The 22234-nt window shown below is 68.3% G+C and carries 22 protein-coding genes; 14 read left to right on the top strand and 8 right to left on the bottom strand.

Annotated features, from left to right (window positions below; genetic code table 11):
- Window positions 1–11: 11 nt before the first annotated feature.
- From G1H11_RS20370 to G1H11_RS20345, 6 genes are read left to right on the top strand one after another with little or no spacing between them, the layout of a single operon-like run.
- Entirely contained in the window at window positions 12–1883 is a 1872-nt protein-coding gene (locus G1H11_RS20370) for an ABC transporter substrate-binding protein (RefSeq protein ID WP_163820449.1), read from the top strand.
- An 18-nt stretch (window positions 1884–1901) separates the two neighbouring features.
- Window positions 1902–2906: an ABC transporter permease gene (locus tag G1H11_RS20365; RefSeq protein WP_216843970.1), complete on the top strand. Its 1005-nt coding sequence runs from the start codon at window positions 1902–1904 to the stop codon at window positions 2904–2906.
- Window positions 2903–3811, top strand: a complete 909-nt coding sequence (locus G1H11_RS20360) for an ABC transporter permease (protein ID WP_216843969.1) — start codon at window positions 2903–2905, stop codon at window positions 3809–3811. Before G1H11_RS20365 ends, G1H11_RS20360 begins: the two co-directional genes overlap by 4 nt.
- A gap of 3 nt (window positions 3812–3814) precedes the next feature.
- Window positions 3815–4957 carry an ABC transporter ATP-binding protein gene (locus tag G1H11_RS20355; protein WP_163820448.1) on the top strand — a complete coding sequence of 381 codons (1143 nt, stop codon included), beginning with the start codon at window positions 3815–3817 and terminating at the stop codon, window positions 4955–4957.
- Entirely contained in the window at window positions 4954–5988 is a 1035-nt protein-coding gene (locus G1H11_RS20350; protein ID WP_163820447.1) for an oligopeptide/dipeptide ABC transporter ATP-binding protein, read from the top strand. Before G1H11_RS20355 ends, G1H11_RS20350 begins: the two co-directional genes overlap by 4 nt.
- 37 nt (window positions 5989–6025) lie before the next feature.
- The gene (locus G1H11_RS20345) at window positions 6026–7177 is read left to right on the top strand and encodes a glycoside hydrolase family 3 protein (protein ID WP_163820446.1); all 1152 of its coding nucleotides are present in this window, start codon (window positions 6026–6028) and stop codon (window positions 7175–7177) included.
- Between the two features lie 115 nt (window positions 7178–7292).
- Here G1H11_RS20345 and G1H11_RS20340 read toward each other — a convergent pair whose 3' ends face one another.
- A complete protein-coding gene (locus G1H11_RS20340) occupies window positions 7293–7766 on the bottom strand; it encodes a cupredoxin domain-containing protein (RefSeq protein ID WP_163820445.1) in 474 nt (157 codons plus the stop codon).
- 57 nt (window positions 7767–7823) lie between these two features.
- Window positions 7824–8240: a hypothetical protein gene (locus tag G1H11_RS20335; RefSeq protein WP_163820444.1), complete on the bottom strand. Its 417-nt coding sequence runs from the start codon at window positions 8238–8240 to the stop codon at window positions 7824–7826.
- Between the two features lie 385 nt (window positions 8241–8625).
- Here G1H11_RS20335 and G1H11_RS20330 point away from each other — a divergent pair, with 385 nt between their 5' ends.
- Window positions 8626–9249, top strand: a complete 624-nt coding sequence (locus G1H11_RS20330) for an MBL fold metallo-hydrolase (RefSeq protein ID WP_163820443.1) — start codon at window positions 8626–8628, stop codon at window positions 9247–9249.
- Between the two features lie 58 nt (window positions 9250–9307).
- Here the strand turns inward: G1H11_RS20330 and G1H11_RS26655 are convergent, their stop codons facing one another.
- Window positions 9308–12205 (bottom strand): AAA family ATPase, encoded by a 2898-nt coding sequence (locus tag G1H11_RS26655; protein WP_163820442.1) that lies wholly within the window; start codon window positions 12203–12205, stop codon window positions 9308–9310.
- A gap of 80 nt (window positions 12206–12285) precedes the next feature.
- Window positions 12286–12456, bottom strand: coding sequence for a hypothetical protein (locus G1H11_RS20320; RefSeq protein WP_163820441.1), 171 nt, complete (start codon window positions 12454–12456; stop codon window positions 12286–12288).
- A gap of 243 nt (window positions 12457–12699) precedes the next feature.
- On the opposite strand from G1H11_RS20320, the gene G1H11_RS20315 reads away from it, so the two are divergent.
- The 7 genes from G1H11_RS20315 to G1H11_RS20285 all read left to right on the top strand — a co-directional run bounded on the left by G1H11_RS20315 (window position 12700) and on the right by G1H11_RS20285 (window position 17999).
- The gene (locus G1H11_RS20315; protein WP_163820440.1) at window positions 12700–13587 is read left to right on the top strand and encodes an ABC transporter ATP-binding protein; all 888 of its coding nucleotides are present in this window, start codon (window positions 12700–12702) and stop codon (window positions 13585–13587) included.
- Window positions 13584–14435, top strand: a complete 852-nt coding sequence (locus tag G1H11_RS20310; protein ID WP_163820439.1) for an ABC transporter permease — start codon at window positions 13584–13586, stop codon at window positions 14433–14435. The genes G1H11_RS20315 and G1H11_RS20310 overlap by 4 nt, the downstream gene beginning before the upstream one ends.
- Window positions 14411–15715, top strand: coding sequence for a histidine kinase (locus tag G1H11_RS27225; RefSeq protein WP_163820438.1), 1305 nt, complete (start codon window positions 14411–14413; stop codon window positions 15713–15715). Before G1H11_RS20310 ends, G1H11_RS27225 begins: the two co-directional genes overlap by 25 nt.
- 75 nt (window positions 15716–15790) lie before the next feature.
- Window positions 15791–16438 (top strand): response regulator, encoded by a 648-nt coding sequence (locus G1H11_RS20300; RefSeq protein ID WP_343074892.1) that lies wholly within the window; start codon window positions 15791–15793, stop codon window positions 16436–16438.
- A gap of 21 nt (window positions 16439–16459) precedes the next feature.
- Window positions 16460–16927 (top strand): NUDIX domain-containing protein, encoded by a 468-nt coding sequence (locus G1H11_RS20295; protein WP_163820437.1) that lies wholly within the window; start codon window positions 16460–16462, stop codon window positions 16925–16927.
- 107 nt (window positions 16928–17034) lie between these two features.
- A complete protein-coding gene (locus tag G1H11_RS20290) occupies window positions 17035–17562 on the top strand; it encodes a class I SAM-dependent methyltransferase (RefSeq protein ID WP_163820436.1) in 528 nt (175 codons plus the stop codon).
- A complete protein-coding gene (locus G1H11_RS20285) occupies window positions 17559–17999 on the top strand; it encodes a 2'-5' RNA ligase family protein (protein ID WP_163820435.1) in 441 nt (146 codons plus the stop codon). The genes G1H11_RS20290 and G1H11_RS20285 overlap by 4 nt, the downstream gene beginning before the upstream one ends.
- Here G1H11_RS20285 and xylB read toward each other — a convergent pair.
- The 4 genes from xylB to G1H11_RS27220 all read right to left on the bottom strand — a co-directional run.
- The gene (xylB, locus tag G1H11_RS20280; protein ID WP_163820434.1) at window positions 17957–19348 is read right to left on the bottom strand and encodes a xylulokinase; all 1392 of its coding nucleotides are present in this window, start codon (window positions 19346–19348) and stop codon (window positions 17957–17959) included. The genes G1H11_RS20285 and xylB overlap by 43 nt on opposite strands.
- Window positions 19349–19482: 134 nt before the next feature.
- Window positions 19483–20670, bottom strand: a complete 1188-nt coding sequence (gene xylA / locus G1H11_RS20275; RefSeq protein ID WP_163820433.1) for a xylose isomerase — start codon at window positions 20668–20670, stop codon at window positions 19483–19485.
- Window positions 20671–20681: 11 nt separating this feature from the next.
- Complete coding sequence (locus G1H11_RS20270; RefSeq protein ID WP_163820432.1) at window positions 20682–21911, bottom strand: ROK family transcriptional regulator; 1230 nt, start codon at window positions 21909–21911, stop codon at window positions 20682–20684.
- Between the two features lie 220 nt (window positions 21912–22131).
- Window positions 22132–22234: hypothetical protein (locus G1H11_RS27220; protein WP_343074871.1), on the bottom strand; the 103-nt coding region annotated here is incomplete at its 5' end.

Raw genomic sequence — 22234 nt, 5'->3', positions numbered from 1 at the left:
GGAGCAGCACCATGAAGGTCACACGACTCACAGCAAGCCTGGCGGCGGTCGCGCTGGTGCTCGCCGCATGCGGCGGCGACGGCGACGACGACTCGCCCACCACGCCCGACGACGAGAACGGAGCCGTCGACGAGACGCCGGCCGAGGGCGAGGTTCAGCGCGGCGGGGTCTACACCACCATCGCCGCCACGCAGCTGGACGCCACGGCGCCGCCGAACCCGTTCTTCCCCCAGGGCAACTCCTACCTGGGCTACAACTCCATGCGCCTGGGCTGGGTGAAGAACCACCCGACGAATCCCAGCGAATTTTATCCGGGCCTGGCTTCCGAATGGGACGTGGCGCCGGACAACTCGACGCTCACGGTCACCATTCACCCCGACGCCACCTGGTCCGACGGCACCCCGGTGACCGCGGAAGACGTCGTCGTCTCCTCCGACATCGCCTACACCCGCGGTGCCGGAGCGTTCATCCTCTCCCCCGGCGCGGCCGGCACAGCGTCCGACGTCGAGGTGATCGACGACAAGACGGTCCAGTTCACCCAGGATCCGGAGAATCCCACCAGCACGTTCATCAACGGCATCATGGACATGGTCATCGTGCCGGCGCACGTCTACGCCGATCAGCTTCCGGACGACTTCGCCCAAACCCTCGAGGCGGCGCGCAATGACGACGACGCCGGCGAGGCCGCCCGTGAGACGGTGAGCGAGGCAGGCGAGGCGCTGGCCAGCTTCGCACCTGAGGAGGACGTGTCCGCGGGGCCGTACGTGCTGGAGCGGATCAACCCGAGCGAGGCGCTCCTGGTCCGCAACGAGCACTTTCACCACGACCATCTCGTAGCCCCGGACCAGGTCATCCTGCGCAACTACACCGGCAACGAGCAGATCTGGGACTACCTGCGGGCCGGCGAGCTGGACTTCGCACAGTTCACCGCGGTCCCGCCGGACGTCGTCCAGCAGATCGAGCAGGTACCCGGCAACGAGGTCAGCCGCACCTACTCGCCCGTGGTCGCGGGGCTCGCCTTCAACCAGAGCTACAAGCCGTTCGACGACGTCCACGTCCGCCGGGCGCTGGCCTTCGCGATCGACCGTGAGCAGACCGTGAGCATCGCGACCCCCGACGGCGGCACGCCGGCCATCACCACCTCCGGCATGCACCAGGAGGTCCTGGACGCCTGGGCGGGAGAGGTCGCGGGCGAGCTCGAGCCGTACGCACATGATCTCGACCGCGCTGCCGAGGAGCTCGAGGCTGCGGGAATGACGCAGGAGAACGGCCGCTGGATGCTTCCGAGCGGCGAGCCCTTCGAAGTTCCCATCCAGGTGGTCACCGGCTTCTCCGACTGGATCACCGCCGGAGAGAACATCGCCACTCAGCTCAACGAGTTCGGCATCCAGTCGGAGATCCTGACCGCACCCGACTTCACGGTGTACCAGGAGGACATGGCCAACGGCGAGTACCCGGTGGGGTTCTGGCTGATCGGCCTGGGCCCCAGCCCGTACAACATCTTCCAGCGGCTCTACGGCCAGTCCAACGGCTGGCAGGTCCTGCAGGGGAACCTCAGCTACTCCCCGCCCGGCGAGGACGGCAACTGGAAGGGCGGCCCGGAGACTGTCGAGGTCGACGGCATCGGCACGGTCAACCCGGGTGAGCTGGCACACGAGCTCAACACAGCCAGCCCGGAGCGGGTCGACGAGATCATGTCGATCCTCGCCCAGGTGACCAACGAGACCCTTCCCGCCATCCAGATGTGGGACTACATCAACACCCAGTTCTCCAACAACAACCGGTTCATCACCGATCCGCCCGACGACGCCCGCCGTATCACCGGTGTCGCCGCCCTCGCTGGCGTCTGGATCCAGCAGGGCTGGGTCAGCGCGGCCGGCTGATACACGGAGATACGCACGTTGAAGGGGATAGCACGGCGGCTCGCGGGCCATCTGGCCCGCGGGCTCGTCATGATCTGGGTGGTGCTGACGTTCACCTTCGTGATCGTCAGCATCATGCCGGGCGACCCGGTACAGGCCGAATACGAGTTACTGCTCCAGCAGGGGCACTCCCCGCAGCAGGCCGAGGCGCAGACCGCCATGCTGCACCGGTTCCGGCCCACCGGCAGCGTTCTCGAGCAGTATCTGGAGTACATGGGGTCGCTGCTCCGACTCGACCTGGGACAGTCGGTGGTCACCCGGGTGGATGTCTCCACGATCCTCGGCGAAGCCACCCGCTGGACTGTCATCCCCGTCCTCATCGGCACCGTGCTCAGCTTCGTCCTGGGCGTGCTCATCGGGGTGTACGCCGCGATCAAACGTTCCGGCAAACTCGGTGACGCGCTCACCCTGTCCGGCTCACTGCTGCGCGGCCTGCCGGACTTTGTGGTGGCGCTCATCCTGGCGGCCATCTTCGCCACGCTGTGGCCGGTGCTGCCTCGGTCCGGCGCGGTGAACATCCTGTACGAGCCCGGATTCAACCTGGACTACATCCTGTCCCTCGGCCAGCACGCCATCCTCCCGATCGCCACGTACGCGATCTCCAGCTACGGCGGCTGGATCCTGGCCATGAAGTCCAGCGTAGTCACCGTGCTGGGCGACGATTTCATCCTCGCGGCAGAGCTGCGCGGGATGAAGCGGTCGGTCATCTTCCGTTACATCGCCCGCAACGCCATCCTGCCCCTGTTCACCATCTTCGCCCTCTCGATCGCGGCGCTGTTCAGCGGAGCGATCTTCGTGGAGCGGATCTTCAACTATCCGGGCCTCGGCATGCTCCTCATCAACAGCATCGGACGGCGCGACATCACGGTCATGACCGGCGCGTTCCTGCTCATCACGGCCGCGGTGATCGTCGCGAACATCGTCGCCGACATGTTCTACACGGTGATCGATCCCAGGGTGCGGCGGGCAGGTGATGCCGCATGAGCGACGTCGCCGCCATGACGGGTGCCACCGTCACCCGGGCCACTCTCCGGCGCAACTTCTGGGGCAGCGTCTGGCGAGTCCTCCTGCGCAAGCCCAGCCGGCTGCTGGGCGTCGTCCTGATGCTCGGCTTCGCGTTCATGGGTTCCATCGGGCCGATGCTCTACGACCGGCCGCTGCCCCGGGATCCATCGGTGCAATTCGCCTCCCCCAGCCTCCGGCACCCGTTCGGCACCGACTTCCAGGGCACCGACGTGTTCTCGCTCCTGGTCATCGGCTCCCGGTACGTGCTGCTCACCGCGTTGATCACAGCCGTCGTCAGCGTGCTGCTCGGGACCGCCGTCGGGCTGGTCGCCGGCTTCCGGAGGGGCGCGCTCGACGCCGTCCTGATGCGCATCACCGACGTGAACCTCACCATCCCGGGTCTGCCGCTGCTCCTGGTCCTCTCCACGGTGTGGGAGTTCTCCGGTGCCTGGGAGATGGGCCTGGTGCTGGGGCTGCTCGGCTGGGGCGGGCTGGCGCGCGCCGTCCGCTCGCAAACGCTGTCCCTTCGGGAGCGTGGATTCGTCGAGGCCGCCCGGGGTCTGGGGCTGCCGAACAGGCACATCGTCGGACGTGAGCTACTTCCGCCCATCGCGCCCTATATCGCCATGAACGCGCTGATGAGCCTGATCGTCGCCGTCTACGCCCAGGTCGGTCTCTTCTTCCTCGGCGTGATGCCGGTGATCGGCGAGAACTGGGGCGTGATGCTCAACCGCGCCGTCTTCGACTTCGGCGCCATGACCACGCCGGCCCGGCTGCCCTACATGCTGGCGCCGCTGCTGGCCATCCTGTTGCTGACCATCGCCATCGTGCTCGTCGTCGACGCGATGGACGAGGTCTTCAACCCGCGGCTGCGGGTGGAGTGACCGATGACCCTCACCACGCCCATGTCTCCGGACGGCCCTCCCAGCGTACGCATCCGCGACCTGACCGTCGTGTACCGGACCGCTGCCGGCGAGCTGCCCGCCGTCCGTGATGTCTCGATGGATCTCGCGCCCGGCACCGTCACCGGCCTGGTCGGTGAGTCCGGCTCCGGTAAGTCCACGCTGGCGCTGTCCCTGCTCAACGCCGTGCAGCCGCCAGGCCGGATCAGCGCGGGCAGTGTGGACATCGGCGGCCTGGGCGACGTCGTCCAGCTGCGCGGCGACAAGCTCCGCCAGGCCCGCGGCGGACAGATCGGCTACGTCTTCCAGGCGGCGCAGAACTCACTCAACCCGCTGAAGACTGTCGGCAAACAGCTCCTCGACCTGGGCCGTTCCCACGACGTCAAGGATCTGCGCGCGCTCGTGGCCGAAGCCCGCGACCTGCTGGCCCGGATGGGTCTGGACGGCGCCCGAGTCCTCGACTCCTACCAGCACGAGCTCTCCGGCGGGATGCGCCAGCGAGTCGGCATCATGCTCGCGCTCGTGCTCAACGCCCACGTCGTCGTCCTCGACGAGCCCACCACCGCCCTCGACATGATCACCCAGGCGAACATCCTGGAGATCATTCGCGAGATCCACGCCGAACGGGGCCTCACCACGCTCGTCATCACGCACGACATCGGTGTGGTCGCTGAGGTGGCGGACGAGATCGCCGTGATGTACGGCGGGCGGCTGGTCGAGCAGGGCCCGGTGCGCGCGGTGCTCGGCGATCCCCACCACCCGTACACGCGCGGGCTGATCCAGGCGATCCCCCGGCTCACCGGCGACATCGACGAGGCACAGGCGCTGCCCGGCCGGCCGCCCACGCTCACCACCATCCCGGACCAGGGCTGCGTCTTCCGGAGCCGGTGCGCCCTGCGGATGGACGTATGCGACACGGTGGACCCGCTGTTCCAGAGCACCGGCGATCGCATGGTCGCCTGCCACGCGGTCGCGCCTGCCGCAACTTTCACGACGACGACCTCGGAGAGCGAGCGGGAAATGACGCCTTCGAGGGCGTGGTCGGGCATCGGCTCGGGGAGGCGCGAGCCGGCCGCGGACGGGGACGGCGTCGTCGCCCGCGAGACCAACGAGGGAGACTCCGCGTGATCACCGGGACGAACATCGTCAAGACGTTCAAACAGCGAGGCAACGTCCTGGACAAGCGCGAGGTTCCGGCGTTGCGCGGCGTCGACTTCACCATCCCCAAGGGTGGTGCGATCTCCTTCATCGGCGAATCCGGGTGCGGCAAGACGACGCTGGGCAGGATCATCGCCGGGCTGGAGACCTACGACGACGGTGAGATCACCATCGGCGGTGTCGACATGTCGTCGCTGCGCCACCGCGCGCAGCAGCCGCACTTCCGCAAGGTCCAGCTCATTCACCAGGACCCGTACTCCGCACTGAATCCCACCCGTACCATCCACCAGTCGCTGCACGACCCGCTGAAACTGCGTGCCCGGCAGACCGGCCGGAGCCGGCAGTGGACCTATGACCGTGCCGAGGAACTGCTCAACCTGGTCGGCCTGGACCCCGGCTACGTGCTGCCGCGCTACCCGCACCAGCTCTCCGGCGGAATGCGCCAGCGCGTGGTGATCGCCCGCGCACTGACCGTCGACCCCGAGGTACTCATCGCCGACGAGGCGGTCTCCATGATCGACGTATCATTGCGCCTGGGCATTCTCAGTTTGCTGCGCGACCTGCGAGAACGACTCGGTGTGAGCCTCCTCTACATCACCCACGACGTGGCCACCGCCCGCTACATCGGCGACGACGGCGACATGTACGTCATCTATCGGGGCCAGGTGATCGAGCGTGGACCGACCGAGACGATCATCGCGGACCCGGTGCACCCGTATACGCAGGCTCTTCTGTCGGCCATCCCGGTGCTCTACGGTGTGGAGCAGCCTGGCGCGGAACAGGTCAAGCCGGTGCAGGCCGCAGACGCGGCGTCCCACGCCGAGGACGGCGCACATTGCCTGTTCTCAAGCAGATGTCCGTTCGCCGATGACCGTTGTGTCACAGAATGGCCTAGGCTGGGTCACGCACATGAGTCACTACAAGATCCGGGCGGTCGGGTGCACGCGTGTTTCCACCCCGTACAGCGGCAGGTCGCGGCCGCCCCAATCCAGCGGTCATGACACATGGAAGCCTTGGTGAATGATGCGAGTCGCGAACATGACATTGGACGAGAAGATCACCCAGCTGTTCGTCCTGCGGGTGTACGGGGCCACCGCTGACACCACCGACCCCGAGTCGGTGGCGCGCACCCAGGCCGCCTACGGTGTCGACAGCACCGCCGAGCTGGTCGAGCGATATCAGCCCGGCGGAGTCATCTATTTCCGCGACACCGGGAACATCGAGAACCCGGTGCAGGTGGCAGAGCTCTCCAACGCCATCCAGCAGGCCGCGCTGAAGCGCTCTTCCGACCCTATCCCGGTCCTGATCACCACAGACCACGAAGGCGGGCGGGTGGCCCGGATGTCACCGCCGGCCACATGGATACCGGCGGCGCGAGTGCTCGCCTCGGCGGGTGCCGCGGCGGCAACGGACGCCGCGACGTTGATGGGCCGCGAGTTGCGCTGCATGGGTATCGCGCAGAACTACGCGCCGGTCGCGGACGTCAACGTGAACCCGGCGAACCCCGTCATCGGCGACCGCTCGTTCAGCGCCGACCCGCAAGTGGCGTCGGAGTTCGTCCAGGCTCAGGTGGAGGGTTTCCAGGCCGGTGGTGTGCGAGCCACGGTCAAGCACTTTCCCGGGCACGGAGACACCTCCGTCGACACTCACACCGGCCGGGCAGTCATCACCCACACCCGCGAGGAGTGGGAGGAACTGGACCTGCCGCCGTTCCAGGCGGCGATCGCCGCCGGCGTCGACTCCATCATGACCGGGCATCTGATCTTCCCCGAGCTCGATCGCTCCGAAGCCATCGCCACCACGTCCCGCCGGATCCTCACCGACCTCCTCCGCACCGAACTCGGCTTCGACGGCGTGGTGGTCACCGACGGGCTGGAGATGTCCGCCGCCCGGATGGCGCACCCCGACCACGAGGCGCCGCTGCGGGCCCTGCAGGCCGGAGCCGACCAACTGCTCACCCCCACCGTCGGTTCATTCACCGCCGCTGTCGAGACGATCCGGAAGGCCGTCGAAGACGGTGAGCTGAGCGTGGAACGGCTCGACCAGTCCGTCGAGCGGATCCTGCGGCTGAAGAAGAACGCGGGGCTCTTCGACGACCCGCTCGTGGACCCGGAGATCGTGGCCAAGACGGTGGGCTCGCGCGATCACCAGCAGCAGGCCAGGCGCCTGCTCAGCGCCGTGCAATCCTGACGCTCTCCTGTCGTCCTGACCCTCTTTTGTCGCGCCAAACCCGTGGCATGAAGCCTTTGGCGCGACAGAACGGCGTCAGGACGACAGAAGTGCGTCAGGACCGGCGTCCTCGCGCTCACTCGACCGTGACGGTCACTTCCATCTGGGGCCGGTGTCCGGGTACCGCGCAGTAGAACGTGTACTCGCCGGGCTCAAGGGTCACAGTGCCGGTGGCTGACTCACCGCCGCCCGCGGCCACCACGAGGAGGTCATCCAGCTCCTCGATGGTGACGTCGTGCGGCATGTCGCCCACGTTGTCGAGCACGATCTCGATGGTGCCGGCCGGCAGAGTATCCGGGATGCCCTCGAAGTAGAGGTCGCCGGCCTCGACGTTGATCGTCTCGACGACGTCCCCGTCTTCAGCGGGATCTTCCTCCGCCGGCTCGCCCTCAGCAGGATCGTCTTCGGCTGTGTCATCCTCAGTGAGTGCGTCCTCGGCCGGCTCGGTCTCGGCCGGCATGTCGGCGGCGGGATCGGCGTCGTCCCCACCGCACCCGGCCAGGCCGATGGCACCGACGGCTGCCAGGGCGATCAGAGTGTGGCGTCGCATCGCACCACCCTACCCAGCCGTTCCCTCGTCGCGTCGTCCTATCGCAGAACCGTACGGTCAGCCCTGTGCGGAGTCGCCCTCGCCCTCGGTGGGCAATGGCTGCCGCAGCTCCCGCACGGCACCCATGACACGTTCGTGTTCCACGGCGAACGCGGCGTACTCCGCAGGAACCGGACCGTCACCATACAGCGGCCGCACCTCGGCAGCGAGGTCATGCAACGCAGCGCGGTCGAAACCCTCGTGAGAGAGCCGGCCTGCCTCGTTCGCCGCGAACCGGAGGTCGTCGACCCGGCCACGCCAGCCCGGGTTGTTCATCCGCTCGCCTTCGCCGGCCATCGCCCGGGTGAGGGAACGCAAGGCGTTCTCCAGCTCGTCCAGCTGAGCACGGCGCTTCTCCACGTCCAGAGGCAGTTCGGGCGGCTCCTCGCCGGCGTCCCGGTTGAACATCTCTTTTACCCTGTCCAGCAGTCCCATCAGCCAGATTCTCCCTCATCCGTCGGCTCGCACGTCCGCGCCGCGCTGTTCGCACCGCCATGCCTGTGCCGTCAGGTGCACGCCGCCATGTCGTCGTTCCGGCACAAGTGTCCCGCACTAGTTGTACTCCTGCTCTGCGTGGGAAAGTCCGGGCCGGAACCTGTGGGGCTTCGCGCGTACGCCCGTACACACCGCCGGATCATCGGCCGAAACGCCGCCGCACAGTCCGCCATCTTCCCGGACGAGACTCTCGACAAGAGGCTCACTTGTGAGTGTTGCCCTGAGTCGTCACGTTTGCTCGCGTATTTCTTCAACCGAACACCCGACCCTTATCCTGTACATACGGTGGAGTCCAGACGTCGGCCAACCACATCAGGAGTCACTCATGACTGTGCGCATCGGCCACACGACCACGTCCGGAACTTTTAGTCTCGACGGTAAGACAATTCTCGTGGACAACAATGCCTGGATAGTCGGCGACGAGCACGAGTGCGTGGTGATCGACGCGCCGCACGACGGCAGTGCCATCCTCGACGTGGTGAGCGGCCGCCAGGTCTTGGCGATCCTGCTGACCCATGGCCACGATGACCATCTCGGCGCAGTCGGGTCTCTGTGGGACGCCACCGGCGCACAGATATTCCTGCATCCGGCCGACCGCATGCTGTGGGATCGGGTCTATCCCGGCGTCGCTCCGGACGCCCACCTCGTCGATGGCAAGACCCTGACCGTCGGCGGAGAGGACCTGCACGTTCTTCACACGCCGGGGCACACTCCCGGGTCGGTGTGCTTTTACCTGCCATCCGCGAACGCAGTCTTTACCGGCGACACGCTGATCCGCGGAGGGGCGGGTTCCACGGGCGGATCATTCAGCGACTCCGGCGCGCTCGCCCGGTCGATCCAGGACCGCTTGCTGACCCTTCCGCCAGACACGACGGTGTATCCCGGTCATGGCGACACCACCACCATCACCGCTGAGTCTGCGCCCGGGCGAGCAGCGACCAGTGCCTGACATCCGTCGATCGCACTGGCGCGTAGCCACACGTCCGCCTGGCTACAAAGTGAGCGAGCTACGGATCGAGCAGAGCCTCCCGATGGGCCACTGCCGCCGCCTCACCACGCCCGCTCACTTCCAGCTTGGCCAGAATGTTCGAGACGTGCACGCTTGCTGTCTTGGCGGAGATGAACAACGCCTCGCCGATCTCGCGGTTACTCCGGCCGTCGGCCACAAGACGGAGCACATCCCGCTCCCGCACCGTGAGGCCGTACCCGCGACGTCCACCCGGGTGACCGGAAGCCAGCGTGATACGCGTCCGCCCGGCCAGCGTCCGCACCCACCCCTGGACCAGAGCCGCGCCCAGCGCACCGGCTTCGGCATCCGCCTGCCGAAGGGCCTTCTCCGCCTCTGGGCGGTCACCGGCCTGCAGGGCGGCCCACCCACGTCGATACCACGCATAAGGGACCAGACGCGCGGGACCTTCAGCCACGGACAACTCGGCGAGCGCGCGGTCCCAGGCCTCGCCATCATGCCCGCGTAGCTCGGCCTCGACCATCGCTCTCCACATGGTGATCGGTGATGCTGCCGAGAGCTCCGCCGCCCTAGTGCGCAACCAGTCCGCCTCGGCGATGAACTCATCGTCCGGCACGCTCTGGGCGAGCTTGCGCGCACCCAAGGCGCGTGCACCGGCATACACCACGGGCAGGTAGTGGCCGGGGGCCCACAGACTGGCCCTGGATCGCAGTTCGGCGGACACAATCGCCCACGCTTCCTCGTGCGCGCCACGGGCATAAAGCAGGTCCGCGCGGACCATCACCAAGTGCCTGGACTCCTGAGGGAAGATCACCTCAGCGGACATGTCCCGCCGAAGCTGATCGACGGTGGCCTCGGCCGGGTCGAGATCTCCCCGCCACACCGAGAGCAATGCCCATAGCTTGCGCAGGTGACGTACGTGCTCGGCTGGTGGCTGGAGGTCCAGTGAACGTGTGATCAACCGCTCGGCGCGCTCCCACTCACCGAGGGAGAGCATGGCGTCCGCGGCGTTGCCCGCCAGCATTGATCCCACCGACCGCCGGCGTCCGATCACCTCGGCCCGATCCCTGCCGGCCGTGGCCACCTTCACGGACTCGGCGTACCTGCCGAACAGGTTGAGCGCATCGGAAAGGTTCACGTAATACCGCAAGGCGAACGTGGACTCGGCCTCGCCGGCCAACCGGACGGCGTCGAACTCGGCCAGCGCCTGGCTGACCTTTCCCTGCGAGCCCCAAACCGTAGCGCGCGTGATTCGGGCGGAGGCCACAAGCTGGTCCGCGTCCACTGCCCGGGCGACCGCCTCGGCCTCGTCGGCCAGTCGAAGCGATTCCTCGTGACGCCACTCCAGCATCGTCATCATGGCCAGGGATTCGAGCACCCGAGCCCGGGCGATGGACGGTGGCTCCACGGGCAGCAGGTCACGCGCCCGGTTCAACATGTCCATCGCGTCTGGCAGCCCGGCCTTGCCGATCAGCCGTCCGTACCGTCCGAGGAAGGCGCCGGCCTCCACCGGGCGGGCGTCCTCGTCGATATACCGCGACGCAGCCTTCATGAGCGTGAGGGCACGCTCATGCTCGCCCGATTCATACGCCTCCTGGGCGGTCCTCATCATGAGGTCCAGCCGCGTGCCGCCGGACACCTCCTCGGGATCGTCGACCTGATCCCACAGCTCAAGCGCCCGCTCGAGCTTCTGCTGGGCGCTGCTGTGCGCATAGGCCTTGATCAGCTCGTCGGCGGCGGCCAGAGACCACCGGAACGCACCCGGCACATCGTGCGCCATGTAGAGATGATGCGCGACTGCCGCGGCCTGCCCCGTGGGCACCAGCTCCGGGCGTCGCTGCAGGGCGGAGGCATAGCGGGCGTGGGTGCGGGCACTCTCACCGGGCAGCAGGTCCTGATGGACGGCCTCCCACAGCAGCGCGTGCCGGAATCCGTACCCGTCACCGTCGACGACGATCAAGCCCGCGGAGATGGCATCGCGAAGTGCCGCTTCGAGGGCGGCATGATCGTAGTCGGCCACCGCGTCAAGCAACGCATGACTGACCCGCTGACCTGCAATGGCCATCAGCCGTAGCAACCGCTGGGTGGATTCGGGCAGCGGCTCGAACCGGGCAAGCAGAATGTCTCGCAGCGAGTCGGGAAGACCCGGCGCGCCGTCGCGATGGTCGGCGCGGGCCAGCTCCTCGACGTAAAACGGCACGCCTTCGCTGCGCTCGAAAACTCGCTGGATCTGTTCGGTGTCGACGTCGTGGCCGGAGATCTGCTGAAGCTGCGCCCCTACGTCCTCTCGGCCGAGCCGGGGGAGGTCGACACGGACCACTCGCCGGGATCGGTCGAACTCGGCGAGAAGCTGCCGGAGCGGATGACCGCGACCGACCTCGTCGGCCCGGTAGGTCATGATCAGCAGCACCGGAGCGGCCATGATGCTGCGCACCACGAACCGGAGCAGATCCCGGCTCGGCCCGTCCGCCCAGTGCAGGTCTTCGACAACGGCCACCAGCGGGACGTCGGCTGCGGCACCTTCCAGTACCGAGGTGACGACCTCATACAAGGATCCACGGCCACCGGCGCTGGTGCCGGCGGAGATGCCACCCACCTCAGGCAGAAGGGCACTCAGCGCTTGAGCTCCTGGGCCGGCCAGCTCGATCAAACGCTGTGGACCGAACTCCGCAAGCAGGTCGCGGAGCAGGCCGATGACGGGCATGAAAGCCAGCTCGTCGCCGTCGAGCTCGACGGAGCGGCCCAAGGCCACCCGTGCCCCGCCGCTGGTCGCCTCCGCGCTGAACTCCTCGACCAGGCGGGTCTTGCCGATGCCGGCCTCGCCGCTGATCAGCACGGCAGACGGCTCGCCGCCGCGAACAGCCTTGAAGATGTCACGCAGATCGGCGAGCTCGTCGTCCCGTCCTAGCAGCGCCGAACGGGTCACGTGAAGGCTCACATCCTCCATCGTGCCACTCGGCACTGACATCGTGCGGGTTGCGTCTGCCTGAGGGTCCGAAGCCACCACCCGACGGGCGATCAGATCGCCCGCGGGCGGCTGGTCACGGCCGCTGGCAGGCTGAGCCGACGTCGGCGCTGACGCCGGGTGGGCCGCTGCCTGCGAAGCAGGCCACGCGCTACGCTCTCGTCTCGCAGTTCCCGCGCACGCTGCTCGTGCATGGCCTGGAACACGTCGTCGGTGTAAAACATGATGTGGCCTTCCGTCGGTTCTCCCGGTGATAACCCGAGCTTCGCCGTAAGTGCCGCACCCCCACATCGGGCAGGTGCCGCATCTTGGCCTCAGGAGGGGCCTTAGTCAGGCCCTCATGACCACCCGCCTTCGCCTAAGGCCCCTAGGGCATGGCACCGGCCGCGGGGTACGTCGACCGGTGGACCCCATGTCAGCCTCCTAGATCTCGCCGCGGCGACCTGACCGCCGGCAGGCTGAGAGCCATGAACACAACCAATGCCGCCATCAGCCTGCGTGGCCTGCGCAAGACGTACGCCGGCACACCAGCCGTCGACGGCGTCGACCTCGACATCGACCACGGCGAGGTGTTCGCCCTGCTCGGACCCAACGGTGCGGGCAAGACCACCACGGTGGAGATCCTCGAAGGGTTCCGCCGGCGAGACGGGGGTGAGGTGAGCGTCCTCGGGACGGACCCGGCCACGGCCGATCGCACCTGGCAGGCCCGGATCGGCATCGTCCTGCAGAACACAGGGGGCCATGACGAGCTCACCGTCGACGAAGTCATCCGGCACTTCGCCGGCTACTATCCGGCTGCGAGGGACGCCGACGAGGTGATCCATGCCGTAGGGCTCGAGGACAAGCGCTCCACCCGAGTCCGGCATCTCTCCGGAGGCCAGCGCCGCCGCCTGGACGTGGCCCTCGGCATCCTCGGCCGGCCTGAGCTGCTGTTTCTTGACGAGCCGACCACAGGATTCGACCCTGAAGCCCGACGGGAGTTCTGGGATCTGATCGCCTCCCTCGCCGACGACGGCACCACCATCCTGCTGACCACGCACTATCTCGACGAGGCCGAGCACCTCGCCGACCGGGTGGGCGTGATCGCCGGCGGACGGATCGTCGCCGTGGACGCGCCTGCTCGCCTCGGCGGCCGAGAACAGGACACGGCGGTCGTGGGCTGGGTCGACCGTGGAAGCCGCCAGGAGATGGCGACCGCCGAACCGGCCCGATTCATCGCCGGCCTTTCCGCGCGCTTCGGCGGCGAGGTCCCGGGACTGACGGTCTCCCGCCCGTCGCTCGAGGACACCTACCTACGCCTGATCGGCGCATCCACCCGTCACGACGGCCCTACCGAGCACCTGGAGCACGCATGAACACCACCACCCGGCCTCGGACCGCTACCGTCCCAGCTACACCCCCGCTGCTGCGCGTCGCCGCCGCCCGGACCACGCTCGAGCTGAAGGGATTCTTCCGGGAGAAGGGCGCGGTGGTCTTCAGCTTTCTCCTGCCGATCGGGCTGCTGGCCGTCTTCGCGGTGGCGTTCGCCGACGGCGAGATCTTCACCGAGGACTCCCCAGGCGTCGACTTCGTCCAATACTTCACTCCCGGCATGGCGGCCGCCGGGATCATGATGGTCAGCTTCCAGACGCTCGCAATCGGCATCGCGGCCGAACGCGACGACCGCACGCTCAAGCGGCTGCGCGGAACGCCGATGCCGCCGGTCGCCTACTTCCTCGGAAAGATCGGCATGGTCCTGGTCACCGCTGCGGCTCAGTTGGCTCTCCTGCTCGGAGTCGCCGTTCTCGCCTTCGGGGTGGAGCTGCCGTCAGACGCGACGAAGTGGCTGACGTTCGCGTGGGTATTCGTCCTCGGCACCGCCGCCGGGACCACCCTCGGCATCGCCTACTCCTCGGTGCCGAAGTCGGCGAAGAGCGCCGACAGCCTTGTCGTCGGACCGCTGCTGGTGCTGCTGTTCGTGTCCGGCGTCTTCTTCGTCTTCAACGACCTTCCCGAGTGGCTGCAGACCGTAGCGTCGGTATTCCCGGTCAAGTGGCTCGCCCAGGGGATGCGCTCCGCGCTGCTGTCCGACGAGATGGAGGCTATGGAAGTATCGGGGTCGTGGGAACACGGCGCCACAGCGCTGATCCTGACGGCCTGGATCGTCCTGGGGTTGATCTTGGCGGCGCGGACGTTCCGGTGGATGCGACGGGACGACGGGTGAGCCCGTGGCGGCTCTCGGCCGCCGAGGTACTGCGCCGGTACCTACCTGGCAACGAGGCCGAGCGTCCGCCGGTGTCTGGTGGATCCGACGAGCTGGATCGCTGGTGGGGCAGGATCATCCCGATCTGGCACGTGCTCTACCTGGGTCTGCTCGCGCTGGCGGCCGTCACGACCCTCATCGATGTCCGGCTGGGAGCGGACCAGCGGTGGGCGGCGGCCGGTCTCATCGCCGTGATGGCCGCCGGCTATCTCGTGCTGGGCGTGCGCCTGTTCGAGGAGCCGGGTCCGCTCCGGGCGGTGCTCTACCTGTCACTCACCTGGTCCGCGTTCTACGGCATCCTCCTCGTCACCAGCGGCGACACCAGCGCGTTCCTCCTGTTGTTCGGCCTCTTCCCACAGGTGTGGGCCTTCTTGCCGAGTCCTCGGGCGGCCGCGGCTGCCTCGCTGGTCGGGATCTGCGGCATGACGCTGACGCTGATCCACCTGGGTGGCTGGGGCTGGACCGTGACGGTCCGCCACGTCCCCGAGGCGATCATGCAGGCCGGCCTGGTGCTGCTGATGGGCCTGCTCATCGTCGGTGTGGTGAACCAGGCGGAAAGCCGGGCCGCGGTGATCGACGAGCTCGAGGCGACCCGGTCGGAGCTCGCGGAGACCGAGCGGGCGCGGGGCGTCCTCGCCGAACGAGAGCGGCTGGCCAGGGAGATCCACGACACCCTGGCGCAGGGATTCACCAGCGTGCTGACCCTCGCACAGGCCATCGACGCCTCCCTGGAGCGGGACCCGGACGCCGTTCGTGAGCGTCTGGCGCTGCTGGAGCGCACCGCGCGAGACAACCTCGCCGAGACTCGCGCCCTGGTCAACGCTCTTGCTCCCGTCGACCTTCAGCAGGCGAATCTGCCCGAGGCCGTTCGCCGGGTCGCGGCCCGGTTCAGTGACGAGACCGGGGTCCGCACGGAGATCAGGGAGGAAGGCTCGCGCGTCGCCATCCCGGTCCACGGCGAGATCGTCCTCCTCCGGGCGGTGCAGGAGTCTCTCGCCAACGTCGGCAAGCACGCCGCTGCGAGCCAGGTCCGGATCACCATTTCCTTTCTGCCGGAGGGCCACGGTCTCGCCTCGGTCAGCGTCACCGACGACGGCCGGGGATTCCTGGTGGAGCGCTCCGAGGGTTTCGGTCTGCGTGGTATGCGGTCCCGTGCCCAGCAGGTGGGGGGCGGACTCGAGGTGGTCAGCGCGCCTGGCGCCGGCACGACGGTCCGGGTTCACGTTCCCATCTCTGCGTGATCATCGACGATCGTCCTGTGCCGTTACCCGGCCGATCGCCGATGATCACGCAGGGTCCGGGTAGCGTTGGCGCGCGTGACCACCCTGCGGATCCTGCTCGCCGACGACCACCCCGTGGTCCGCGCCGGCCTGGCCGGCATGCTCAGCGCGGAGGAGGACCTCGTCGTCGTCGGAGAAGCAGGCGACGGCGCCGAGGCTGTGACGCTCGCTCAGCGGCTGTCCCCCGACGTCGTCCTGATGGATCTGCGGATGCCCGAGATGGACGGCGCGGACGCCACCGCCGCGATCCTGTCGTCCTGCCAGGGTACGCGCGTGCTCGTGCTCACCACCTATGACACCGACGCCGACATCGTCCGCGCAGTCGAGTCCGGTGCTACCGGTTACCTGCTCAAGGACACCCCGAGAGCTCAGCTCGCCGAGGCCATCCGGGCCGCTGCCCGCGGTGAGACGGTACTCGCGCCTCCCGTGGCCGCACGCCTGGTCAGCCGGCTACGCGCGCCGGCGGTTCCGGTGCTGACGCCTCGCGAGACGGAGGTCCTCACGGCGGTCGCCCGCGGGCTGTCCAACCCCGACATCGGCCGCGAGCTGTACATCGGCGAGGCGACGGTGAAGACCCACCTGATCCGCATCTTCAGCAAGCTCGAGGTCGACGACCGCACCGCCGCGGTCACCAAGGCGTACCGGCTGGGTATCCTCCCGATCCCGGGCGGTCCTGACGCCTAGGGCACTGGCACAATCAGCGGCGTGGCAGGCAAACACAGCGCGGGGGTCCTTCTGTTCCGTCGCACCGGAGGTGTGCTGGAGGTGCTGCTCGGACACATGGGCGGCCCGTTCTGGGCGCGCCGTGACGCCGCCGCGTGGTCGGTGATCAAGGGCGAGTACGAGCCCGACGAGGATCCTCAGGCCGCGGCCCGACGCGAGTTCGAGGAGGAGCTCGGCGTCCCGGCACCCGACACCGAGCTGATAGAGCTGGGCAGCGTACGCCAGTCCGGCGGCAAGACCGTGGCTGTCTGGGCGGCCGAATCCGATCTCGATCCTGCCGTGGTGGTGCCCGGGACGTTCGAACTGGAGTGGCCGCCCCGTTCTGGGCGGAGACAGGAGTTTCCGGAGGTCGATCGGGTGGAATGGTTCGGCCTGGCCGTGGCGGGCGAGAAGATCGTCGCCGCGCAGCGAGCCTTCCTCGAACGGCTTGAGCAGCACCTCGCGGGATGACCGCGAAGCCTACCGAGGACCTCCTGGCCGTAGGTTGCGGGTGCGAGCCTCATACTGGCTCCACGCGCAACGTCGAGCCAGGAGGCGCCGCGCTAGGCTCCTGCTCCATGGCAAGCCGAACCGTGCCTGAACGCATCACGTGGGCGGTCGATCAGATCCAGGTCGCTCCCGGCCAACGCATCTTGGAGATCGGCTGCGGCCGCGGGGTGGCGATATCGTTGATTTGCGACCGGCTCGAAACCGGTCTGGTGAGCGGGATCGACCGATCGTCCACGGCGGTAGAAGCCGCATCCGCGCTCAATGCCCGGCATCTCGCGTCCGGCCTGGCTACTCTCCGGACCGTCTCCCTCGAAGATCTCCAGCCGCCCGGCCTAGCTTTCGACACCGTCTTCGCAGTGAATGTGAACCTGTTCTGGGTTCGACCCCCCGGCCAGGAACTGGAGAAGATCCGCCGGATGCTCGCCCCCGGAGGGACACTCCACCTCATCTACGAGCCGCCGTCCGGGGACAAGGCCCGCTCCACCGCCGAGACCACGGAAACGGCGCTGGAACAGGCCGGATACGCGGTGACGACGTGCACGGCAACCGCCCGGAGCGGAGCCACGCTGCTGTGTCTCACCGGACGGCCGCGGTGACCGACAGCCGTCTTGAGGCTCCCAGCAACGCAGGCACGGCTCGGGACCACGAGTCGACAGGAACCTCGGTCCTGCTCGTACCGGTAGCCGAGATCGAGCCGCTGGTCCGCCGTCAGATCGAGGAGAACGCCCCGGAGTTCCTATGCCGGGACAGCGACTCGGTCCACGCGCACATCACGCTCCTCGGGCCGTTCGCGGACATCAGCATCATCGACCGACGCCTCCTGGACGAGCTCACAGCGCTCTTCGCGACGGTGGAACGGTTCGAGTTCCGCCTGCGTCACTGCACTGGTACCAGCCGGGCGACAGCCGCATGCTCGCTCGGTTCCCGTTCCGATGACCCTCGCCGTGCGACGCCGTGCTTGAACGCCGTGCACCGCAAACCGAACAATCCTCACTCGGTCTCGGGATGCGAGCGGATGCGCGCCGCCCGGTAGGCGTCGCGGATGGCGTCCGCAGAACCCTGGGGTTCCAGGACCGCCTCGACGCTCACGTCCCAGTCCGGCGCCTCGTCGCCGCCGTGCAGAGCCCATGCCGCCTGCCGCGCTGCTCCCAGCGCCACGTACTCCCCCGGGTTCGGCACCAGAACCGGGACCCCGAAGACTTCTGGTGCGATCTGCTGAACCGCGGCCGACTGCGCCGCCCCGCCGATCAGGAAGATCCGTTCCACCGGCACCTGGTGCGCACGGAGCGCGTCCACCCCGTCGGCGAGGCCGCAGAGCATCCCCTCGATCGCCGCTCGGGCCAGGTTTTGCGGGGTCATAGATTCCCTGGTCAGACCGGCGAGGGTTCCGGTCGCATCCGGAAGGTCGGGTGTCCGCTCGCCGTCGAGGTACGGGAGCAGAACCAGTCCGCCGGATCCTGGCGGCGCCTGGACGGCCAGCCGGTCCAGCTCGGCCAAACTGGCGCCGAGCATCGCGGCGGTCGCGGAGAGCACGCGCGCCGCGTTCAGCGTGCAGACCAGCGGCAGGTGCCGGCCTGTGGCGTCGGCGAAGCCGGCGACGAACCCCGATGCGTCGACCACCGAGACCTCCGACGTGGCGAACACGGTTCCGCTGGTGCCGAGGGACACGACGACGTCGCCCGGTGCCAGCCCCAGGCCCAGCGCGGCGCCCATGTTGTCACCCGTACCGGGTGCGACGACGGCGCCGGACGACGTCCGGCCGACTACCTCGGCCGGTGCCGCGACCCTGGGCACCCCGATCTCCCGCCCGAAGGCGAGGCCCAACAGATCCGGGCGATACTCACCCGTGGCCGCTGACCAGTACCCGGTGCCGGACGCGTCGCCGCGGTCCGTCGTCGGCTGATCGGGGCGCCCGGCCAGCTGCCAGGTGAGCCAGTCGTGCGGGAGCATGACCTGCTCGACACGCTCGGCGGAGGCCGGCTCCTCCCGAGCCAGCCAGCGCAATTTGGTGACGGTGAAGCTGGCGACGAGCACGAGGCCGACCGCGTCCGCCCACGCCTGAGCCCCGCCGAACTCCTTCGTCAGCTCACGCGCGGCGCCGGCGGAGCGGGTGTCGTTCCACAGCAGCGCCGGACGGACGACGTCGCGCTGAGCGTCAAGGGTGACCATGCCGTGCTGCTGTCCCCCGACGGCGACCGCGTCGGCCCGCTCCAGCAGGCCGGCACCAGCGGTGCCCAGCGCATCCCACCATGCCTGCGGGTCCACCTCGGTGCCGTCCGGGTGATCGGCCCGGCCGGTGTCGACGATCTTCCCTGAATCGGCGTCGACGAGCACCACCTTGCACGCCTGCGTGGACGAGTCGATTCCCGCGACCAGCGCCATGTTGCCTGCCTCCTTCTCCGACGACTTTTCCTAAATGATCATGTAAACCATGATTTCTCGTGCTTCACCATGCTTACAGGCCTGGTGAAGCACGAAGAAACATGGTTTACATGATCATTTAGGGCGGGGACTGACTAGCGGGCTCCGACCAGATGCTCGAGCGCCAGCTGGTTGAGCCGGACCACGCTGTAGCCCTGCGCGCCCGCGGCCTCGGCATCGTAGTCCTCGTACGCGGACGCATCCGCGAGGAGATCCGTGTAGGTCTCCCCCGGCGCGAGCGTGGGCTCGGAGAGCTCCAGGACACGCGCCGCCGCCAGGGCCTCCTTGACCTCCGAGTCGGCCCGGAATGCCGCAGCCCGCTCCTTGAGCAGCAGATACGTCCGCATGTTCGCCGCGGCCGAGGCCCAGACGCCGTCGATGTTCTCGGTACGCAGCGGCTTGTAGTCGAAGTGCCGCGGCCCGTCGTAGCCGGGGCCGCCGCCGAACGGGCCGTGCTCCAGGAGGTCGACCAGGAAGAACGCGTTCAGCAGGTCGCCGTGGCCGAAGACGAGGTCCTGGTCGTACTTGATGCTGCGCTGGCCATTGAGGTCGATGTGGAACAGCTTCTTCTGCCACATGGCCTGCGCGACACCGTGCACGAAGTTCAGACCGGCCATCTGCTCGTGGCCGACCTCCGGGTTGAGCCCGACCATGTCGGCGTGCTCCAGGGTGGAGATGAATGCCAAGGCGTGCCCGATGGTGGGGAGCAGGATGTCCCCGCGCGGCTCGTTGGGCTTGGGCTCGAGGGCGAAGCGCAGGCCGTAGCCCTGCTCGACGACGTAGGCCGCCAGGGTGTCGACCCCCTCGCGGTACCGGTCGAGAGCGGCGACGACGTCCTTCGCGGCGTCGGACTCGGAGCCTTCCCGGCCGCCCCACATGACGAAGGTGGACGCGCCCAGCTCGGCGGCGAGGTCGATGTTGCGCATCACCTTGCGCAGCGCGAACCGCCGCACCGACCGGTCGTTGCTGGTGAAGCCGCCGTCCTTGAAGACCGGGTGACTGAAGAGGTTGGTGGTGACCATCGGGACGACGAGTCCGGTCTCGGCCAGTGCTGTCTTGAACCGCTCGATGTGTCCCGCCCGTTCGGAGTCCGAGGACCCGAAGGGGAAGAGGTCGTCGTCGTGGAACGTCACGCCGTAGGCGCCCAGCTCGGCTAGCCGGTGTACCGACTCGACCGGGTCGAGCGCGGGACGGGTGGCGGGGCCGAACGGGTCCTGCGCGGGCCAGCCCACCGTCCAGAGTCCGAACGAGAAGCGGTCCTCGCGTGTGGGATGCGCAGCCATGGTGGTTCCCTTCATCCGGTGGGTTGGTCGGTGAGTGACACGCGGCCGTTCAGGCCGGTGTCCGGGTGTTCGAGCAGGGGGGCGAGGGCCAGTTCGGCAGCGCCGATCAGTGCGGCGTCGCTGCCGAGCGCCGCGGGGACGATCTCCGCCGGCGACGGCGTGAGCGCTCGCTCACGCAGCACGTTCACAACGACGGGTTCCAGGATGTCGAAGGCACGGGCGTACATGCCGCCGAGGAGCACTCGCTCGGGGTTGAAGACGTTGATCAGGCCGGTCAGCCCGATCCCCAGCCAGCGGCCGACCTCCTCCACGGCCTGCCGAGCCCGCTGTTCGCCGGCCCGCGCCGCGGCGACGACGCCGGCGAAGGCCGCAGGACCGGCGTCGCTGTCGGGAACGCCGGCCAGGTGGAGGAGACGGCGCTGACCGGCCTCGGTCTCCCAGCACCCACGACCGCCACAGCCGCACCGGCTGCCCTGCGGGTTCACCGGCAGATGCCCGACCTCGACCGCGTAGCCGCTGGCGCCGGTCAGCCGTTGCCCGCCGACGATCGCGCCCCCGCCGATACCGACCTCCCCCGAGACGTAGAGGACGTCGTCGTATCCGCGTGCCGCCCCGCGGGTGTGCTCGGCCAGCACGCCGAGGTCCCCTTCATTGGCCACGAAGACCGGGGCGTCGTCGCTGTTCACCAGTGGGCGAAGCCCGCGCGCGACGACGTCCCCGAACGGAACCGCGGTCCAGCCGAGGTTGGGTGCGACGTGGACGAAACCGTCGTCGCCGCGGACGATACCGACGATGGCCACGCCGATACCGATGATCGGCCGGTCCGGGCGGATCAGCTCCGCGGCGAGCGCTCGCACCATGCCGACGATCTCGGCCGGTTCCGACCGATCATCCGGGCGCTCCACCCGACGCCGGTCGTGGACGTGACCCCCCAGGCCCACGGTGGCCACCGCCACGGAATCGACGGCGATCTCCACGGCCAGCACCGCGAGGCGCTTGCGCTGAACGCCCACCATGGGCGAGGGACGGCCGGGGGTTCCCCGCAGGTCGCTCGGGCCCTCCGCCACGAGCCCGAGACCGCCGAGCTGGTGTACCAGGGCCTTGATAGTGCTGCGGTTCAGCTCGGTCCTGACCGCAAGCTCGGAGCGGGAGAGATCACCGCCGAGGTGGAGCTGGCGCAGCACGACGCTGAGGTTGTGCCTGCGCACCGCCTCGTGCGTGGAGCCCTGCTCGATCCGCATGGCATCGCCCTCGTCGCGCCGGATTTCGATATGCCTACAACAAATTACGCCGACGGTATCCGTCCCGGCACGCCGGCGTCAACCGCGGCCGCCTGGGGCTCCGCTCCAAATGATCATGTAAACCATGTTTTCTCGTGCTTCACCATGCCTGCAGGCCTGGTATCGCACGAGAAAACATGGTTTACATGATCATTTGGGGCTCTCCTGACGTTTCCGTGGGTTAGCGGCCCGGGAGGGCTGGGCGGTAGCCGCCGAGGGAGAGCATGGCCAGGGCGATGAGGGCGTGAGGGTCTTTGAATCCGTAGGCGACGCGGGTGATGACG

This window comes from Phytoactinopolyspora alkaliphila, assembly GCF_010550695.1.
GTDB lineage: Bacteria > Actinomycetota > Actinomycetes > Jiangellales > Jiangellaceae > Phytoactinopolyspora > Phytoactinopolyspora alkaliphila.
Note: the sequence above shows the minus strand (reverse complement) of the source record. Positions and strands in the feature narration are given on the sequence as shown.

What these genes read in the sequence shown, in the direction of transcription:
- G1H11_RS20320 (WP_163820441.1), bottom strand. Translation starts at nt 12,456, where the DNA reads ATGTTTTACACCGACGACGTGTTCCAGGCCATGCACGAGCAGCGTGCG.
- G1H11_RS20330 (WP_163820443.1), top strand. Translation starts at nt 8,626, where the DNA reads ATGACTGTGCGCATCGGCCACACGACCACGTCCGGAACTTTTAGTCTC.
- G1H11_RS20360 (WP_216843969.1), top strand. Translation starts at nt 2,903, where the DNA reads ATGAGCGACGTCGCCGCCATGACGGGTGCCACCGTCACCCGGGCCACT.
- xylB (WP_163820434.1), bottom strand. Translation starts at nt 19,348, where the DNA reads ATGGCGCTGGTCGCGGGAATCGACTCGTCCACGCAGGCGTGCAAGGTG.
- G1H11_RS20310 (WP_163820439.1), top strand. Translation starts at nt 13,584, where the DNA reads ATGAACACCACCACCCGGCCTCGGACCGCTACCGTCCCAGCTACACCC.
- G1H11_RS20340 (WP_163820445.1), bottom strand. Translation starts at nt 7,766, where the DNA reads ATGCGACGCCACACTCTGATCGCCCTGGCAGCCGTCGGTGCCATCGGC.
- G1H11_RS20270 (WP_163820432.1), bottom strand. Translation starts at nt 21,911, where the DNA reads ATGCGGATCGAGCAGGGCTCCACGCACGAGGCGGTGCGCAGGCACAAC.
- G1H11_RS20355 (WP_163820448.1), top strand. Translation starts at nt 3,815, where the DNA reads ATGACCCTCACCACGCCCATGTCTCCGGACGGCCCTCCCAGCGTACGC.
- xylA (WP_163820433.1), bottom strand. Translation starts at nt 20,670, where the DNA reads ATGGCTGCGCATCCCACACGCGAGGACCGCTTCTCGTTCGGACTCTGG.
- G1H11_RS20315 (WP_163820440.1), top strand. Translation starts at nt 12,700, where the DNA reads ATGAACACAACCAATGCCGCCATCAGCCTGCGTGGCCTGCGCAAGACG.
- G1H11_RS20345 (WP_163820446.1), top strand. Translation starts at nt 6,026, where the DNA reads ATGACATTGGACGAGAAGATCACCCAGCTGTTCGTCCTGCGGGTGTAC.
- G1H11_RS20370 (WP_163820449.1), top strand. Translation starts at nt 12, where the DNA reads ATGAAGGTCACACGACTCACAGCAAGCCTGGCGGCGGTCGCGCTGGTG.
- G1H11_RS20335 (WP_163820444.1), bottom strand. Translation starts at nt 8,240, where the DNA reads ATGGGACTGCTGGACAGGGTAAAAGAGATGTTCAACCGGGACGCCGGC.
- G1H11_RS20290 (WP_163820436.1), top strand. Translation starts at nt 17,035, where the DNA reads ATGGCAAGCCGAACCGTGCCTGAACGCATCACGTGGGCGGTCGATCAG.